We start from the raw sequence: 16718 nt of genomic DNA, 5'->3' as shown, positions 1-16718 counted from the left end.
AACGCCGCTACGAAGGAATGATCCGCTCCCGCTTCAACCTGTCGAACAGCGCAAAGAACGCATCCGGCGTGCTCTGGTAATCGAGGAACCCGGCTTTGCGGCTTTTGCTCATGTCAGTCAGAACTTCCATCGGACGTCCGAGGTCGGCGTCCGTATGCCACCACGACACGAGCCTGTCGATGCCTGCTTCCTTCAATTGATAACGGGCCGCGATTTCCGCCCATTGCCTGCTCGCCTCCTGCATGCGATGTTCGAGCGGACGAGTCTCACCGTCGAAAGGCGCAGGCTCGATGCCGAAATAGTGCGCCAACTGCGACCACATCCATTTCCATCGGAACACGTCGCCATTGACGACGTTGAAGTCCTCGTTGCGCGCGCTGGCCGATGTGGATGCCCACTCGAGATGCCGCGCGAGCAGGCGTGCGTCGGTCATATCCGTGAGACTGTTCCATTGCGCGGGCGAACCCGGAAACACGAACGGTTGCCCCGTTTCCTTGCACAACGTGGCGTACACGGCGAGCGTGACGCCCATGTTCATCGCGTTGCCGAGCGCGAAGCCGATGATGGTATGCGGCCGATGCACGCTCCAGCTGAAGCCATGTTGACTTGCTGCTTCGAACAGCCGGTCTTCCTGCTCGTAATAGAAATTGTCGACGGGTTGCCGGCCCTGTTCCTCGCGAAACGGCGTGAGCGGGACACTGCCTTGCGCATACGCTTCGAAGGGGCCGAGATAGTGCTTGAGCCCCGTGACGAGCGCGGCATGTTCGAGCTTGCCGGTAGGGCCGAGCGCGTCCAGCACGTGACGCACCATTGCGCCGTTCACTTCGATGTTCTCGCGCTCGGTTGCCTGTCGCGACCACGCCGTAAAGAAGACGTGACTGAAATGCCGCCCTTGCAGCGCGTCGGCAACGGATCTCGCGGAAGTCAGATCGGCTGTGACGGATTCGATGCCGTCAGGCACCGCTGTGCGGCCGCGCGAGAGCCCCGTCACGTGCCAGCCTCCGCATGCGAGTAGATGTTGCGCCAGATTGCCGCCGACGATGCCCGTCGCGCCAATGATGAGTACACGTTTGTCCATGTAGAGTCAAAGAATCGAAAAGTATCTGGGTTTGCAGGAAGAATCTGCGGATGCAGGCTTCGATAAAGAAAGCGTCTACACGCTTTCGAACGTCCGGCTATCGGGTCGTATGCCATCGAAAGCACATGCCAGCAAACGATGTACCGCTTCATAAGAGAGCGGCCGAGGGTTGTAATAGGGCGCCTGCATTGCCGCCGTGGCCGCCGCGTGAATATCGGATGACCGAAGGCCCAGCGCTTCGAGAGACGCTGGCGCATGAAGCGAGCGGCCAAGCTCGTGCAGCGCGGCAGCGGGTTCTTGCGTGTCCAGCGCCTTGCACAGACGTTCGTGCGCCGCTGGCGCGGCCGGCAGATTGAACGCCATCGAGTAAGGCAGCATCACCGCATGGGTTTCCGCGTGCGGCAGATTGAACATCCCGCCGAGCGTGTGGCACAGCTTGTGATGCAAGGCCATGCCGACGCTGCCCAGCACGGTCCCGCACAGCCATGCGCCGTACTGGGCGGCTTCGCGCGCCGCGATATCGTCCGGCTGCTCGACGATGCGCGGCAACGCGCGCGCGAGGCTGCGGATGCCTTCTTCGGCAAACATCGACATCACGGGATTGGCGTCCTGCGCATAGAGGCCTTCGGCGGCATGCGCGATCGCGTTGAGGCCGCTCGTCGCCGACAGCGCTACCGGCAGGGTCAGGGTGAGGCACGCGTCGTAGATCACGGTGCGCGGCAGCACGCGATAGCTCTTGCCCGTCTTTTTCTCGCTGGCCGACGTCATGCCGTAGATAGGCGTGACTTCGGAGCCGGCGTACGTGGTCGGAATGGCAAGGATCGGCAACGAGGTTTCGAGCGCGATGGCTTTCGCGAGTCCGAGTGTCGACCCGCCGCCCGCTGCGACCAGTCCATCCGCGCCCGCCGCGAGCGCCGCCGCGACCCCTTCCTGCGCAGTTTCGACGGGCACGTGCATGACGGCCCGGTCGAACACGTCCGCGCAGTGCTCGCCCGCGAGCTTGCGCACGCGGTCGGCGAGAAAGCGCTGCTCCGGCGTGCAGAGCACGAGCGCGCGCCGGATGCACAGTTCGTCCAGCTCGCCGGCGAGGCGCTCGATCGCTCCCGAGCCGAAGACGATGCGGCCGGGCCGGCCGGTGTAGGTGAAGGCAATCATGAGGATCGGCTCAGAACGAAATCGAATGCGAGCGTGCTGAATGGCGTCGCCATGACCGTGCCGTCGGGCGCGGTGCCGCTCTCGTGGCGAATCCACGGCGCGATCAGCGACGAGCGCACGCCGAACACGGCGTCCGAGTCCAGGTAGCGATCGCCTTCGCGGAAGACATGCGTGACGAGCCGTTCGTAGCCGGGCGCCGTAATCATGAAATGCAGATGCGCCGGGCGCCACGGATGACGTCCTAGTGCTTCGAGCATGCGTCCCACGGGTCCATCGTGCGGAATGGGATACGGCTCCGCCACGATCGAGCGAAAGTGATAACGCCCATCGGACAGGCTGTGCAGCACGCCTCTTGCGCGATGCGTGTCGGCGTTGCTGTGCTGGACGTCGTAGAAACCATCGGCGTCCGCCTGCCAGACTTCGATGCGCGCGCCGCTCACCGGCTCGCCGTCCGGGCCGCGCACCACGCCCGACACGAAGCACGGTTCGCCGCGCGCGCCATTGGCGACATCGTCGCCGTTACGATATTCGGGCGCATTGTCGACGAAGAAGGGACCGAAGACCGTCGCTTCCGTGCATCCGCTGGGCTTGCGATGCGCCATTGCCGTCACGAGCATCGAAAGGCCCAGCGTATCCGACAGCAGGATGAATTCCTGGCGGCGGTCGTCGGTGATATGGCCGACATCGGTGAGAAAGCGGATGCCGGCTTCCCATTCGCGCTCGGTCAGGCCGACTTCGCGGGCGAAGGCGTGCAGATGTCGCACGAGACTCGTGACGATCGTCTTGAGCCGCTCATCGGGTGCGTGTTCGTGGCGTGCAAGCACGGCATCCGTGATGGTGTTCTCGTCGAGGTTTCGCATGAATCGATTCCGTTGGTCTGACTAGCGGTTGTCGACGCGCTTGAGGAACGGTCGGATATCGACGGTGCGCCAGATTCCCGCCTTGTTGAACGGGTCGTTGCTGTTGAAGCGCATCACGTCGCCGATCTCATCCGCTTCGTAAAGAAAGAAACTGCCGATCATCGTTTCCTGATCGCCTGCCAGCAGCGGGCCCGACATGACCATCCTGACGGGGGAGGTGGCCAGATAAGCCTTGTGTGCTTCGTAATGGGCAAGACGGCGTTCGACCATGTTGTCGTGGTCGAGGCAATAGACGGTGTAGTGCATCGCGACTCCGGAATGAGGTGAAAAAGTATTCAGCGGGAAAGGCCGGCTTGCGCTTCAATGGCGCGCACGATGGAGAAGAAGTCCAGATCCGCGCCATCGCCCTGTGCGTAGCGGGCGAACTGCTCGCGCACGAGCGCCGCGGCTGTCATCGGTACACCGGCTTCAGCGCCCGCATCGACCACGAGCGACATGTCCTTGAGCATTTGCCGCGACGAGAAGGCAGGGGAGAAGTCCCGCTTCTTCAGCGGATCGAGTTTGTATTTGACGAGCGGCGACGCGGCGACGCTGTCGCCGATCACATCCAGCATCTCGGCCCAGTCCAGGCCGCCCTTCGTGCCGAGCGTCAACGCTTCGGCAAGCAGCACGGCCGTCGAGCCGACGAGGTGATTGATGGCGAGCTTCAGGTAGCGTGCCTGCTGATCCTCGCCAACATAGTACTGGCGCGTCGACATGGCCTGGAAGACGGGCAACGCGAGGCCGTACGCGTCTTTCGGGCCCGACGCGAACACGGTCAACTGGGCCTTGTCGGCGAGGACCGTGCTGCCGGAAACGGGCGCGCAGATGTAGCCGATGCCGCGCTTGCGCGCCGCGTCGCGAACTTCGCCCGACGCCGCGGGCGATACCGTGCTCATGTCGATATAGACGGCACCGTCGTTCGCATTTTCGATCACGCCATGTGTGCCGAGCGCGACTTTACGCAATACGGCGTCGTCCGGGATGATCGAGAAGACGAGAGGCGCCGAACGCGCGACGCTGCTGACATCTTCAGCGCGGTGCGCGCCGAGTCGAACAGCCTCGCCGACGCGCTCTGCGTCGACGTCGTACACGGTTACGTCGAATCCTGCGGTGAGCAGATTGCGCACGATGGGCGTGCCCATCTTGCCGAGCCCGATCCAGCCTATCTGTTGCGCGTTGTGTTTCTCTTGCGTGTGCGGCATGTCGTCACCGTGTCTGGGGATTGATGAGAATCTTCATCTTGTCGCTGCCTTTGTCGCTCAGCACGTCGAAGCCTTTCTCGACGACGTCGTCGGCATCGATCAGATCGTGGATGAGCTTTTCAACGGGGAACTTGCCGTTCGCGATCATGCCGATGATGCGCGGCCAGATCGTGACGGGGTAACACCACGTTCCTTCTATCCGAATGTCCTTCAGCGACCATTTCATAGGATCGACACTCGCTGTGCCGACATGCAGACCCGCCTGGACAACGGCGCCTGCTGAACGCACGGCATCGACGCAGGCGTTCAGCGCATGCTGGTTGCCCGCGCATTCGATCGCCACGTCGACGCCCACGCCTTCCGTCAGATCGCGAATCTTCTGCGGAAGCTCGCCATCGGATGGATCGAAGATGTCGGTCGTGACGCCGAAGCTGGCCATCTTCGCGGCGCGCGCCGCGTTGGGTTCGCTGACGAAAATCTTCGTGGCGCCCGCTGCGTGGCAGGCGAGCGCCGCGAGCACGCCGATCGGGCCCGCGCCAGTAATCAGCACCGTCGAGCCGACCGTGACGCCGCCCCGGTCCACGGCATACAGTGCAACGGCAGCGGGTTCGATCAACGCTCCCTGCTTGTCGCTGACGCTGTCGGGCAGGCGGTTCGCGTGATAGTCGTTGAGCACCGTGTATTCGGCCATGCCGCCGCCGTCCCAGCTCAGCCCGACGCAGCCCATCTTCGTGCAAAGATGGCGCATGCCGCGCGCGCAGTAATAGCACCGGCCGCACGAGGCGAGCGGCATCACCGAGATGCGGTCGCCGCGTTGCACGTTCTTCACGTCCTTGCCGACTTCGACGACCTCCGCGCTGAATTCATGGCCCAGAACCTGAGGCGCTTTCGCGCCCGTCAATGCGTGCGGCTCGGTCGGCACCACGATGGGGCCAGCCTGATACTCATGCAGATCGGTGCCGCAGATGCCGCACCACAGCGGCTTGACGATCATCTGGTTCGCGCCCATGCCCGACGGGTCCGGTACGTTTTCGACCCGGATATCGTGCGCACAATGAAAACGCACTGCTCTCATATTCGACTCCTTGGTTAGTCGGGCCATTTCGGATGGCCTCGTGTGGATCTGGAAATTCAGCGCTGCCGGCGGCTCACGTAGCACGCGGATGCACCGATGATGATCACGCCCTTGACGATGATCTGCGCCTGCACAGGCATGCCGATCAGCAGCACGATGTTGAAGACGATGACGAGAATCGCTGCACCCGCGAGTCCGCCCAGCAGCGAGCCGCGGCCGCCGGAGAGCGCGAGGCCGCCCATCACTGCGGCGACGATCGAATCGAGTTCAAAGCCGCGCCCCACCCAGTTATCGACGATGCCGACATAGCCCGACAGGATCAGTCCTGCCAGCCCTGCAAGCAGCGCGCTGATCACGTAGCACGCGATGCGCACGGTGTCGGGACTCACGCCGACCAGTCTCGCGGCGACGGCGTTGCCGCCCACCATGTACACGCGTCGCCCGAACGTAGACAGATGCAGCAACGTGCCGAATACGATCGCGCATACGGAAAGCATCATCACGTTGACAGGCACACCCGCTACGGCACCGGTTCCCATCGCGTGAAAGAGCGGCGGTACGTTGCCCGAGGGCGCACCCTGCGTGTAGGCAAAGCGCAGGCCGTCGAGTACCACGGCGGTCGCAAATGTCGCGAGAAACGGCGACACCTGACGCTTAGTGACGAGCAGACCATTGAGCAGCCCCGCGCCGATGCACAGCAGGAGCGTGACGCCGAAGATGGCAGGGGCCGAATGGTTCGTGTCGTCGAACGCGGTGGCGATCACGGCCGCAGTCGCCATCACGGAGGCAACCGACAGGTCGAGTCCGCCCACGAGAATCACGAACACCTGGCCAATCACGACGATGCCGAGCGGCGCGAACTGCACCAGCATGTTGACGACGTTGTCGGCGCGCAGGAAAGCAGGTGACCACGCACCCGACAGCGCAATCAGCGCCACGAGAAACAGGTAGATGCCATAGCGTCGCGCGACACCGAGTGACAGCGTGCGCGCCGGTGTGGCGTCGCTGCGCGGAGCAACCGAGTTCATGCGAGCCTCCGTTTCTGCTGGACGTTGACGCAGACGGCCGCGATGATCGCGATACCCTGCACGATGAGCTGATACTGCGACGGCACGCCGGCGAAGTTGATCAGGTTGTTGAGCATGCTGAGCAGATACACGCCGAGCAGCGTGCCGATGACGCCGCCACGCCCTCCGCTCAGAATCGTGCCGCCGACGACAACGGGCGTAATCGACGCAAGCGTGTAGTTCGCACCGAGATACGGTTGGCCCGAGCCGAACTGGGCAGCGAGATAGATGCCCGTCAGGCCTGCGCAGAGTGACGAGAACGTGTAGACGAACAGAATGACGCGCTTGCGCGGAATGCCCGATAGCGTCGCCGCGTTGTCGTCATCGCCGACGAGGTAAACGTATCGGCCGAGGCGCGTATTGCGCATGAAATACGACACGCAGCCATAGAGCAGCAGCACGACGGTGGCGGTGACGGGCACGTTGCCGTATCGGCCGTAGGCCAGCGCGTCGAAACCGTCCGGCACGCTGCCCGCGGGGCCGTTCGCGTAGTACAGGATGCCGCCTTGCAGCACGGCACCCATACCCAGCGTGACGATCAGCGGATGCACGCGCAGCCAGAGCACGAGCAGGCCGTTGGCCAGGCCTACGACGACGGACAGCGCAATCGCGACCGAAATCGCCACGCCCCATCCGCCTTGTGTGGCATCCGACAAACCAGAGGTGAGCGTCGCCGCGACGCTGATCAGCGAGCCGACGGACAGATCGATGCCGCCCGTTAGAACGGCGAGTGTCTGCCCGAGCGCGACGAGCGCGAGTCCCGTCGCCTGCTGATGGACGTTCAGCAGATTCGATAGCGTCGAAAAGCGGTCGTTGACGCTGGCCCCCGCGATGAACAGCACCGCAATCAGGCCCGCGACGATGCATACGGCTGCGTTCGGTGCGACATGCCGCCTAATGAGCGAATGCATGAGTGCCTCCCGTCTGCGCGAATTGCGCGCCACCCGTCGCGAGCGCCATGATGTCGTGCTCGGTCATCTGCTCGCCGCTGACTTCGCCCGCAATGCGTCCTTCGCGCATTACCAGTACGCGGTCGGACATGCCAATCACTTCCTGCAACTCGGAACTGATCATCAGGATGCCGAGTCCGCGATTCGTCAGTTCGCGCATCAGACGGTAGATTTCCGCCTTCGCGCCGATGTCGACGCCGCGTGTCGGTTCGTCGAGAATCAGTACACTGGTACACACGCGTACCCATCGGCTGATGAGCACCTTCTGCTGGTTGCCACCCGATAACGTCGCGACGCTGCCCGCAGGCCGCGCGCCCGCGATGCCGTATTCGCGGATTGCATCCGCGCCTGCTGTACGTTCTTCCCTTGCTCGCAGCAATCCAAAACGGGACACGCGCCGGAGGGTTGTCGCGGTGACGTTCTGCGCGACGTTCAGGTACATCAGCAAGCCTTCGGACTTGCGGTCTTCCGTGACGAAGCCAAGGCCAAGGCGGATCGCCGTTGCGGGCGTCATGCGCGCGTGGCGCGCGCCGCGCACTTCAATCGTGCCGCGCGCGGGCAGGGCACCGAACACGCCCGACGCGAGTTCGGTGCGGCCCGAGCCGACCATGCCGGCAAGTCCGACGATTTCGCCGGCGCGCACAGACAGCGAAGCATCGAACACGCGATTGCCGACCTGCAAACCTTCGACATTCATCAGCACCGTGCTGCCCGGTTCCAGCGCGGGCTTTGGCGGATAGATATCCTTCATTTCGCGGCCGACCATCATGCGCACGAGATCGCCGCGCGTCGTGTCCGACACGGCTTGTGTGCCGATCTTGCGGCCGTCCTTCATGACGGTTACGCGGTCGCACAGTTCGAAGATTTCATCCAACCGGTGCGAGATATAGACAATCGCGACGCCGCGCTCGCGCAGCACGCGCAGCCGTTCGAACAACAGTTGGACTTCCTTGCCGGCGATGACTGCCGTCGGTTCGTCGAGTATCAGGACGCGTATCTCGCTCGCCATCGCCTTCGCAATCTCGACCATCTGCTGGCTGGCAACGGAAAGCGCACCGACACGCTCGCGCGGATCGAGTTGCACGCCCAATTCGTGCAGCAACGTGGCGGCGCGTTCGTTCATCGCGCGGTGGTCGATCATGCCCAGCCGCGTGCGGGGCTCGATCCCGGCGAAGATGTTCTGCGCCACGCTCGATTGCGGAAACAGCACGAGTTCCTGATAGATGATGTGAACGCCGTGTACCTTTGCGTCGGCGGGAGACTTCCACGCAATGGGCTGACCGTCGAAACGCAATGCGCCTTCGTCCGGTACGTAGGCGCCCGCGAGCACTTTCATCAACGTCGATTTGCCCGCGCCGTTTTCACCGACCAGCGCGTGAATTTCACCGCCGCGCACGCCGAAGCTCACGGCATCGAGGCTCTTGACGCCAGGGAACTGCTTGGTGATGCCGCTGACTTCGATGACGTCGGGCGGCGCGGCGAGGCTATCGCGTGACGGACTGGATGCGGGCTGGTTCATTTCTCACCCGGCAGCTTGATCTTGAACGTCGACGGGTTGTAGTCCGCTCCCATGCCACCGTCGATGATCTTGTCGGGCGGGCCCTTCGCATCGACCACCTGATCGATGTACTGGTCGGGGTGCGGCACCGATGCCGTCTCGTCTCCACGCGTCAGCGCGATCTGCGGACTGATCTCGTAGATCTTCGGCAACGGTTGACCCTGCAGCACCTTGAGCGCGACATCGAGCGACGTGCCGCCCATCGAAGGCGGATAGCCGATTTCGAGCATCGGAATCTTGTACTTCAACGCGAGTTGCAACGGGCCGTTGAGGTCGGCTGTCGTGTGCGGTGGAATTTCGCCAGGCTTGAAACCGGCCGCGAGGAATGCTTCGATCGAGCCCGCGACGGGCAAGCCGTGCGCGCACCATACGGCGTTGATGGTGTGCCCGTACTTCGCGATCATGGCCTGCATCTGCTGCTTGGCCTTCACGGGGCTCCAGTCCGAGTAGACCGTGTCGAGCACCTTGATGCCGGGGTATTGCGAGAACACTTCATGCGCGGCCGCTTCACGGTCGGCGCTGACGCTGGAGCCAGCCTGGCCGGCCAGCATGATGACGTTGCCCTTGCCGTGCAGCTTCTCGACGATCCATTGCGCCCACACGCGTCCCATCATCGCATCCGAACCCGTCACGAATGAAACGAAGTTATCCGATGAAATGCGCCGGTCGACCATCACGACGGGGATGCCCTGTTTCATCGCGCGCGTGACGACGGGATCGAGCGCTTTCTGCGTGTTGGCGCTGATGATCAGCAGGTCCACGCCGCGCGAGATCAGGTCCTGAATGTCGGCGGCCTGTTTGGCGTCGTCCATGTTCCCGTTGGTGATCAGCAGTTGCTTGATAAGGTCGGGATGCTCGGACGCGGCCTTCATCAGCGAGTGCTGCATCACGACCCGCCAGCTGTCGCCGAGTCCCGCATTCGAAAAGCCGATCACGTAGGGCGGTTTCTTCTTGAACTTCGCGGTGTCCGAGAACGGAATCTGCACGGCGGGATTGAACAGAAACGTGCGCGGCGCGCCCGTGTAATCCGCGCGCGCGGCACAGGAAGCCGTCAGGATGAAAGCCGCTGCGGCGAATACGCACGCACGGTGAAAGCGGGTCGAACGACGCATGAATGTCTCCGTAAATGTTCTGATATCTGTCGGAAAACACGAGCGTTGTCTCGCTACGCTTCAACGGCTGGCTGCCACATGCACGGGTAACGGGTTCTATAATCTGGCGTTACCGATGCTGGATACAGCGTGCTTCCCGACGGCGCCAATGTGGCATGGTTGACGGAGCGCATCTAGCAATTGCCATTACTAGTAATGGCAGTAACAGGGAAGGCAGAAGGAGCCGAGACATGGAGAAGCAGCAGCGTCTGAACGAACTGGCGGACTTTCTGAGGACGCGCCGCGCCCGTCTTCGGCCTGAGGACATCGACTTTCCGAGCGGCAGCCGCCGCAAGACACCGGGCTTGCGCCGCGAAGAAGTGGCCGAGCGTGCTGGTATCAGCGTCACCTGGTATGCGTGGCTCGAACAGGGCCGGGAAGTGAATGTGTCGTTCAAGACGATCGAAAGCCTCGCCAATGCGTTGAAGCTTTCGCCGCACGAGCGCACGCATCTGTTCGAACTGGCCAATCACTACACGCCGCCTGGCCCGTATCCCATCGCGCAGAACGTGACGGATACCGTTCGGCGCATGCTCGATCAGCTTGGCAACATGCCGGCATATGTTGTCGACGGTAACTGGAACTATGTGACGTGGAACGAAGCGGCGGTGCGCGTGTTCGCCGACTTCCGCAAGATGCCTGCGGGCCGCTGCAATCTGCTGTGGTTCACGTTTCAGCAAGACGGCGCGCGTGCGCTCTTTCAGGGCTGGGACGCCTATGCAAAATGCGTGCTGGCGCAGTTTCGCGGCGACTATATTCTTCGACCGTCGGGCGAGGTGTTTTTGCGCGATCTCGTCGAAGAACTGAACGATACGGATGCCGATTTCTGCCGCTGGTGGGCCGAACACGAAGTGCTCAAGCGCAGCGACTGGCGCAAGGCCATCGAGCACCCGGTAGCAGGGGTGCTGGAACTGGATGCGCTGTCGCTGGAAGTGCCCGATGCGCCGGGGATGCGCATCATGGTCTACACACCGGCGCCATCGACGGATACTGCGCAGCGCATCGAGGCGCTGATGAAAGCCGATCGCGCGGCGACAACGCAGCTCGAGGCCGCAACGGTGCTCGACACATTTAGAAAAGCGCGGGTGTCGAAAACCGGGCAAAGCCGTTGATGACGCAGGAGTCGGTATAAACCCTGAATCGTGTGCTGCAAGCTGCCGTCACGCTGTAACGATGCTATGGCACAACTTCATGCACGAAATGCGTGCATGCTTTTCGGTGCTGGATTTCGAGAGGACGCAACTCGGACAGCCAGGACGGGTATGATGAAATACCCCGTTCGGGCTCGTCTCCGATCGACGTATGACAGTGCAGTTGAGCCTGATACTGCATATCGGCGGCGCTCACGCTCAACGCTTATCCGACCAGATGCGGCAGCGCCGGCTCGTACGACAAGGCTCGGCGTAAGCATCGATGTGCGAGAGGGCATGCCATGCTGCAGCCATTTGCGTCATCTGATCCGTTCACGATGGGCGTCGAACTCGAAGTTCAGGTCGTCAATACCCATGACTACAACCTGACGAAGGCGGCGACGGAGTTGCTGAACCGGGTGAGCGAGCAGACTTTTGCGGGCGCGATCAAGCCGGAGACGACCGAAGGGATGATCGAGCTGGCGACAGGCATATGCCAGAATTTCGACCAGGCGAGGAGCGAATTGCAGGTGCTTCGCGATACCCTGGTCCGGGCAGCCGACTTTCTCAATGTCGGGGTGTGCGGCGGCGGCACAAACTTCTTCCAGAACTGGTACGACCAGCGTTCCGACGGGCGCGAACGCTCCGAATATCTGATGGGGCTATATGGCGCGCTATACCAGCAATTCACGATCTTTGGCCAGCACGTGCATGTAGGCTGCCCGGATCCTGATTCGGCGCTCGTTCTATTGCATTCGCTTTCGCGTTACGTTCCGCACTTTATCGCGTTGGCTGCTTCCTCGCCGTATGTGCAGGGGAGCGACACGAAGTTCCAGTGCGCCCGGCTCAATTCGGTTGCGCCATTTCCCTTGTCGGGGCGAGCGCCGTTCGTGACGACGTGGTCGGAGTTTGAAGCCTATTTCGAGCGCATGGCGAACACGGGCCTCGTCAAAAGCCTGAAGGATTTCTACTGGGATATACGTCCAAGCCCGGGATACGGCACGATCGAGATACGTGTCATGGACACACCGCTACGCGTCGAATGGGCCGCCGCAATCGCCGCGTATATTCAGGCGGTTGCGCGTTATCTGCTGGTTGATAAGCCTTTGCGCCTCAGTGAGCGTGATTACGAAGTGTATCGGACGAACCGGTTCATGGCCTGCCGCTATGGGCTGGATGGTCTATGCGTGAACCCGGAGACCGGGATTCGCGGTCCGATTCGAGGCGACATTCTTGTCACGCTGGATGCGATTGCTGAGCATGCACGCGTTCTGGGTGCGGAGGAGGGCCTGGATATCATCAAGCGTACTGTGACTGAAGGTGTCAGCGATGCAATGTGGTTGCGCCGCATCTACGGCGTACATAATTCATTGCATGAGGTTGCTCGCCAGCAATGTCAGGTCTGGCGCGGCGCGCAGATGCCGAGATAGACGTTGGGTTCTGCGGACGCGTGTTTTTTCGGTTCCATGCACTCGATTGAAGAAGCAGTCGAAGGCATGTTAGCCGCGGAAGCGTACGTCCGCTGCACCCGTGGCAGATAGCGGATATCGTAGTCGGCATGCATTGGTTCGCGATCGCTTTCGAAAGAGGTGGTTTCATCGACAGTCGCGAGCCGATATCCCGTTGTACCTGCACGTTGTCGCGTACGCACGCGAATTGACGGGCTGCTTTGCGCCTGCGAGGGTGCGGAGGTAGCGCCATGGCTGTGCCGACAGATTTCCAGCTGCGAAAAATCCCACTTAAACACGGGTCTGGTTCTATGCCTGCTATTGGGTTCGGCACGCTGATCCCCGATCCAGCCACGACCAGGACGGCTGTCTACGATGCGCTGACGGAGGGGTATCGACACTTCGACTGTGCAGAGCGATATAGAAACGAGGGCGAGGTGGGAGAGGCCTTGCACAAAGGGCTCGCGGCCAACGGGATGGCTCGCGATGAGGTCTTTGTGACGACCAAGCTCTGGAACTCGAACCATCGGCCTGAGCGCGTTCCGCTGGCTTTCGAAGCAAGCTGCAAGAAGCTTGGAATCGACTATCTGGATCTGTACCTGATACATACGCCATTCGCGTTCCAGCCGGGAGACGACCAGGACCCGCGCGATAAAAATGGCGACGTCATCTATGACGACGGTGTCACGTTGCTCGACACATGGCGTGCGATGGAAGCGCTCGTCGACGGTGGGAGATGCCAGGCGATCGGACTGTCCGACATTACGTTGAATGACCTGCAACCCCTATATGAGGCGGCAAGAATCAAACCGGCGGCGGTGCAGATCGAAGCCCATCCGTATCTTCCGGAGACGGAGCTTCTCGAGTTCTGCAACGCGAACGGGATCATTTTTCTGGCCTTTGCACCGCTGGGACATGGAATAAGGCCAGGTCCGCTCGATGATCCCGTCGTCGCAGCGATCGCCGCGCGTGTGGAGAAAACACCGGCGCAGGTTCTGCTCGCCTGGGCCGTGCAACGTGGCACGGCTATGTTGACCACGCCAAAGACAGCCGCTCGTGCGCGGGAAAACTTCAATATCTCCGCGCTCCCTGCAGACGCGTTCGAAGAGATCAATCAGATTCAGACCAGGCGACGATATAACGAAGTCGTGAAGACGGGCTCGCCAGGATTCATTCCGTCACGTAAGTGAGCGCCGCATACCGCGCTTGTTGACGAAGCGCTTTACGCATCAGGGCGTTGGGCGCGTCGCGGGAATGACGCGCTCTGCCGGGAATCGTATAAAGGTGTGACTGTCATGGCACGACTGCTATCGGTGAATGTTGGCCTCCCGCGCGACATCGAATGGAATGGGCGGACCGTGCATACGGGAAGCTGGAAGCTTCCGGTGGCAGGGCGATGTGTCGCGAGGCGCCTGGGCCTTGATGGTGACGGTCAAGGGGATCTTGGCGGACATGGCGGAGAACAACGCGCCGTGCTGGCCTATCAGGTCGACTCGTATCGACACTGGCAAGTGTTTCTTAACAGGAAGGAATTCGGCTTTGGACAGTTCAGCGAGAACTTTACGATCGATGGGTTGCCGGACCGTGAGGTATGTATCGGCGATGTCTACAAGATCGGTCATGCGATTTTCGAAGTCACTCAACCTCGCGTGACCTGCTATCGCCTCGGCATTCGCATGGACGAGCCGCGCATGGCAGCCTTGTTGACTTCCAGCGGACGCCCGGGGTTCTATCTGCGCGTCCTGCAGGAAGGCGACGTGGGCGCTGGCGACGAGATCATCAAGCTGCGCGGAGCGAAGGAGCAGATGAGCGTCGAAGAGATCAATGCGCTGCTGTATTCGCCTGCCCATCCACGTGACCGATTGGAGCGTGCATTGTGTATCGATGCGCTGTCACCGGGATGGCGAACGTCGTTCAACTCGCTACTCGGCAGCATCGAGGCAGGCGCGACCAGCGGCAACGCGGGGCTTGCACCCGCCGCGGCGTCGAATGCCGTTGCGCCTGGTTTTCGACAACTTGCAGTCGTAGCAATCCAGCGAGAGTCCGCCGACGTTCTTTCGTTCGTATTCGAGGCGACGGATGGACTGCCACTTCAGCAGGCTCGTCCGGGGCAATATGTTGTGTTGCGTCTGAAACAGGGCGCTGAAGATCCGCCGTTCTTTCGGAGCTATTCGCTATCGGCTGCACCGTCGACGGGCCGATATCGCATCAGCGTAAAGGTCGAGCCGAACGGAGTGGCCGGCACCTATCTTGGCGATCGTGTTCGCGTGGGAGATACGCTCGATGTCAGTGCTCCACGCGGGGACTTCGTTCTCAAGGAAGGCGTCAATCCCGTTGTATTGCTGAGTGCCGGAATCGGCGTGACGCCTGTTCTCTCGATGCTGGATGCACTGGCGGCGGCGGGGTCCACGCGGCAGGTTCTCTGGATTCATGCGGCCCGCGATGGCAAGCATCATCCTTTCGGTGTCGAATCTCGGCGCCTGCTAAGCGTGCTCGAGCACGGACGCGGCTACGTTTGCTACAGCGCGCCGGCGGCGAGCGATCGTATCGGTGACGACTTCGACGACACGGGGCGTGTGTCGCAAGTGGCGTTGGAACAGATCGGCCTTCCCGTGGATGCCGATGTCTATCTTTGCGGGCCTGCATCGTTCATGCATGACATGAAGCGAACCCTGGAAGGCATGGGTGTTCCGAATTCCCGACTTCACATGGAGCGCTTCGGCGGTGTCGAGTCGCTGAATCCGGGTATTACGGGCAAGTCGGTACGCGCTCCGCATCTGCCGGTTTCAGAGGCCACCGAGGGGCCGCTGGTGTCGTTCGCACGCAGTGGCATCGCCGCACATTGGAATGCGCTTTCCTGCCAAAGTATTCTTGAACTGGCCGAAGCCTGCGACGTACACGTCCGATGGTCGTGCCGGACGGGGATATGTCACAACTGCGAGAGCGGGCTTGTTTCGGGAACGGTTGCCTATGCACCGGAGCCGCTCGACAAGCCTGCCGTTGGCAATGTGCTGATTTGCTGCGCCCGACCCGTCGGGGACGTCGTAGTGGATTTGTGACTTTGATCTCGCGGCGGCTCTCTTAATTAATTGATTGCATGTCGCATCTTGTGATGTGGGACCAGGAGGCCCTGCCACGCCCAATCTCGCGATACCCAGTGCTATAGTTGCTCCATCCCTCTTCTGCGATCCTGACTCCCATGTTTTGCGACGCGTGCGACGGAATGCTACAGAGCACTACCCCTGTTCCCCATCCACAGTTGCAGAAATCACCCTGTTCGACGAGGCTGCGTCCACTGGGTCGCCGCCCGCTCGAAGTGTGCAGATATCGCTGTCTTCTGTGCGGGGTGAACTGGATGCTCGAAACTGACACGTCGAACCCAGGCATGCAAGAGTGGATCTGCCTTTACCAATCGTCGAGCATTCTCGAGCCCGGCAGCGTTTCGGCTCCCACTTCGCAGTTGAAAGCTGATTCTCCAATGGTCACCCGTGTGAACGCCGCTCATGCGGTTGGCCCGGAACGGCCATATCAAATGTTGATCCGGCTAGGATCGCTTCCCTTCCTATGACGAACAAAGAAAGCAAAGCTGAGCGATAGCAGTACAGGTGAATTGACTTTACGAAACATCCGTTCGTAAGGGTTCGCCGGTCTTTGAAGACCACTACCTGTTTCGCGGCCATTTAACGACAAATGGCTCGGCGCAAATGACCGTGGATTTCCGCAAGGTCAATCTAAATCAATACTTGATTTCGCGGGCTGCCTGTCGGCCGTGTTGCTTGGTTTCGCGTTTATCCTGCCTGCATTGCGGGTTCGATTTCTGGTTGGCAGCCCGGCAATCCTGTTTTGTGTGGCGGGCGCCCTGGCGTGTTTCCTGGCGAACATCACGTCCTGCGCGACGTTGCTGCGCCTGTTCGGTTGCCAACGAATTCCCGGTAGAGGCCGCCAGCAAGATTGCAGCTAGCGCAACCGCGCACCTTCTATTCCGTAAGAACATGATGCAGT

The 16718-nt window shown here is 61.4% G+C and carries 15 protein-coding genes; 4 read left to right on the top strand and 11 right to left on the bottom strand.

Features of this window, described 5'->3' with window-relative positions; genetic code table 11:
* Positions 1-7 precede the first annotated feature (7 nt).
* From C2L65_RS23805 to C2L65_RS23760, 10 genes are all read right to left on the bottom strand, one after another.
* Complete coding sequence (locus C2L65_RS23805; protein WP_042308854.1) at positions 8-1078, bottom strand: SDR family oxidoreductase; 1071 nt, start codon at positions 1076-1078, stop codon at positions 8-10.
* Positions 1079-1153: 75 nt separating this feature from the next.
* Complete coding sequence (locus C2L65_RS23800; protein ID WP_042308852.1) at positions 1154-2233, bottom strand: maleylacetate reductase; 1080 nt, start codon at positions 2231-2233, stop codon at positions 1154-1156.
* Entirely contained in the window at positions 2230-3093 is an 864-nt protein-coding gene (locus C2L65_RS23795; protein ID WP_042308850.1) for an intradiol ring-cleavage dioxygenase, read from the bottom strand. Before C2L65_RS23795 ends, C2L65_RS23800 begins: the two co-directional genes overlap by 4 nt.
* A gap of 21 nt (positions 3094-3114) precedes the next feature.
* A complete protein-coding gene (locus C2L65_RS23790; protein ID WP_042308849.1) occupies positions 3115-3399 on the bottom strand; it encodes a YciI family protein in 285 nt (94 codons plus the stop codon).
* Positions 3400-3428: 29 nt separating this feature from the next.
* On the bottom strand, positions 3429-4337 hold the full coding sequence (locus C2L65_RS23785) for an NAD(P)-dependent oxidoreductase (protein ID WP_042308847.1): 909 nt from the start codon (positions 4335-4337) through the stop codon (positions 3429-3431).
* A 4-nt stretch (positions 4338-4341) separates the two neighbouring features.
* Positions 4342-5412 (bottom strand): 2,3-butanediol dehydrogenase, encoded by a 1071-nt coding sequence (locus C2L65_RS23780; RefSeq protein ID WP_042308846.1) that lies wholly within the window; start codon positions 5410-5412, stop codon positions 4342-4344.
* A 56-nt stretch (positions 5413-5468) separates the two neighbouring features.
* Positions 5469-6440 (bottom strand): ABC transporter permease, encoded by a 972-nt coding sequence (locus tag C2L65_RS23775; RefSeq protein WP_042308844.1) that lies wholly within the window; start codon positions 6438-6440, stop codon positions 5469-5471.
* On the bottom strand, positions 6437-7390 hold the full coding sequence (locus tag C2L65_RS23770; protein WP_042308843.1) for an ABC transporter permease: 954 nt from the start codon (positions 7388-7390) through the stop codon (positions 6437-6439). The genes C2L65_RS23775 and C2L65_RS23770 overlap by 4 nt, the downstream gene beginning before the upstream one ends.
* Positions 7374-8948, bottom strand: coding sequence for a sugar ABC transporter ATP-binding protein (locus tag C2L65_RS23765; RefSeq protein ID WP_042308841.1), 1575 nt, complete (start codon positions 8946-8948; stop codon positions 7374-7376). The genes C2L65_RS23770 and C2L65_RS23765 overlap by 17 nt, the downstream gene beginning before the upstream one ends.
* Complete coding sequence (locus tag C2L65_RS23760; RefSeq protein ID WP_042308839.1) at positions 8945-10099, bottom strand: ABC transporter substrate-binding protein; 1155 nt, start codon at positions 10097-10099, stop codon at positions 8945-8947. Before C2L65_RS23760 ends, C2L65_RS23765 begins: the two co-directional genes overlap by 4 nt.
* Positions 10100-10329: 230 nt before the next feature.
* Between C2L65_RS23760 and C2L65_RS23755 the strand changes: the two genes are divergently transcribed.
* The 4 genes from C2L65_RS23755 (at position 10330) to C2L65_RS23740 (ending at position 15775) form a co-directional block, all read left to right on the top strand.
* A complete protein-coding gene (locus tag C2L65_RS23755; protein WP_042308838.1) occupies positions 10330-11250 on the top strand; it encodes a helix-turn-helix transcriptional regulator in 921 nt (306 codons plus the stop codon).
* Between the two features lie 320 nt (positions 11251-11570).
* Positions 11571-12698, top strand: coding sequence for a YbdK family carboxylate-amine ligase (locus tag C2L65_RS23750; RefSeq protein ID WP_042308836.1), 1128 nt, complete (start codon positions 11571-11573; stop codon positions 12696-12698).
* Positions 12699-12967: 269 nt separating this feature from the next.
* The gene (locus C2L65_RS23745) at positions 12968-13906 is read left to right on the top strand and encodes an aldo/keto reductase (RefSeq protein ID WP_042308834.1); all 939 of its coding nucleotides are present in this window, start codon (positions 12968-12970) and stop codon (positions 13904-13906) included.
* A gap of 105 nt (positions 13907-14011) precedes the next feature.
* Entirely contained in the window at positions 14012-15775 is a 1764-nt protein-coding gene (locus tag C2L65_RS23740) for an MOSC and FAD-binding oxidoreductase domain-containing protein (protein WP_042308833.1), read from the top strand.
* A gap of 677 nt (positions 15776-16452) precedes the next feature.
* Here the strand turns inward: C2L65_RS23740 and C2L65_RS46660 are convergent.
* Positions 16453-16710, bottom strand: a complete 258-nt coding sequence (locus C2L65_RS46660; protein ID WP_081920993.1) for a hypothetical protein — start codon at positions 16708-16710, stop codon at positions 16453-16455.
* Positions 16711-16718: the final 8 nt, after the last annotated feature.

This window comes from Paraburkholderia terrae (assembly GCF_002902925.1).
Lineage (GTDB): Bacteria > Pseudomonadota > Gammaproteobacteria > Burkholderiales > Burkholderiaceae > Paraburkholderia > Paraburkholderia terrae.
Note: the sequence above shows the minus strand (reverse complement) of the source record. Positions and strands in the feature narration are given on the sequence as shown.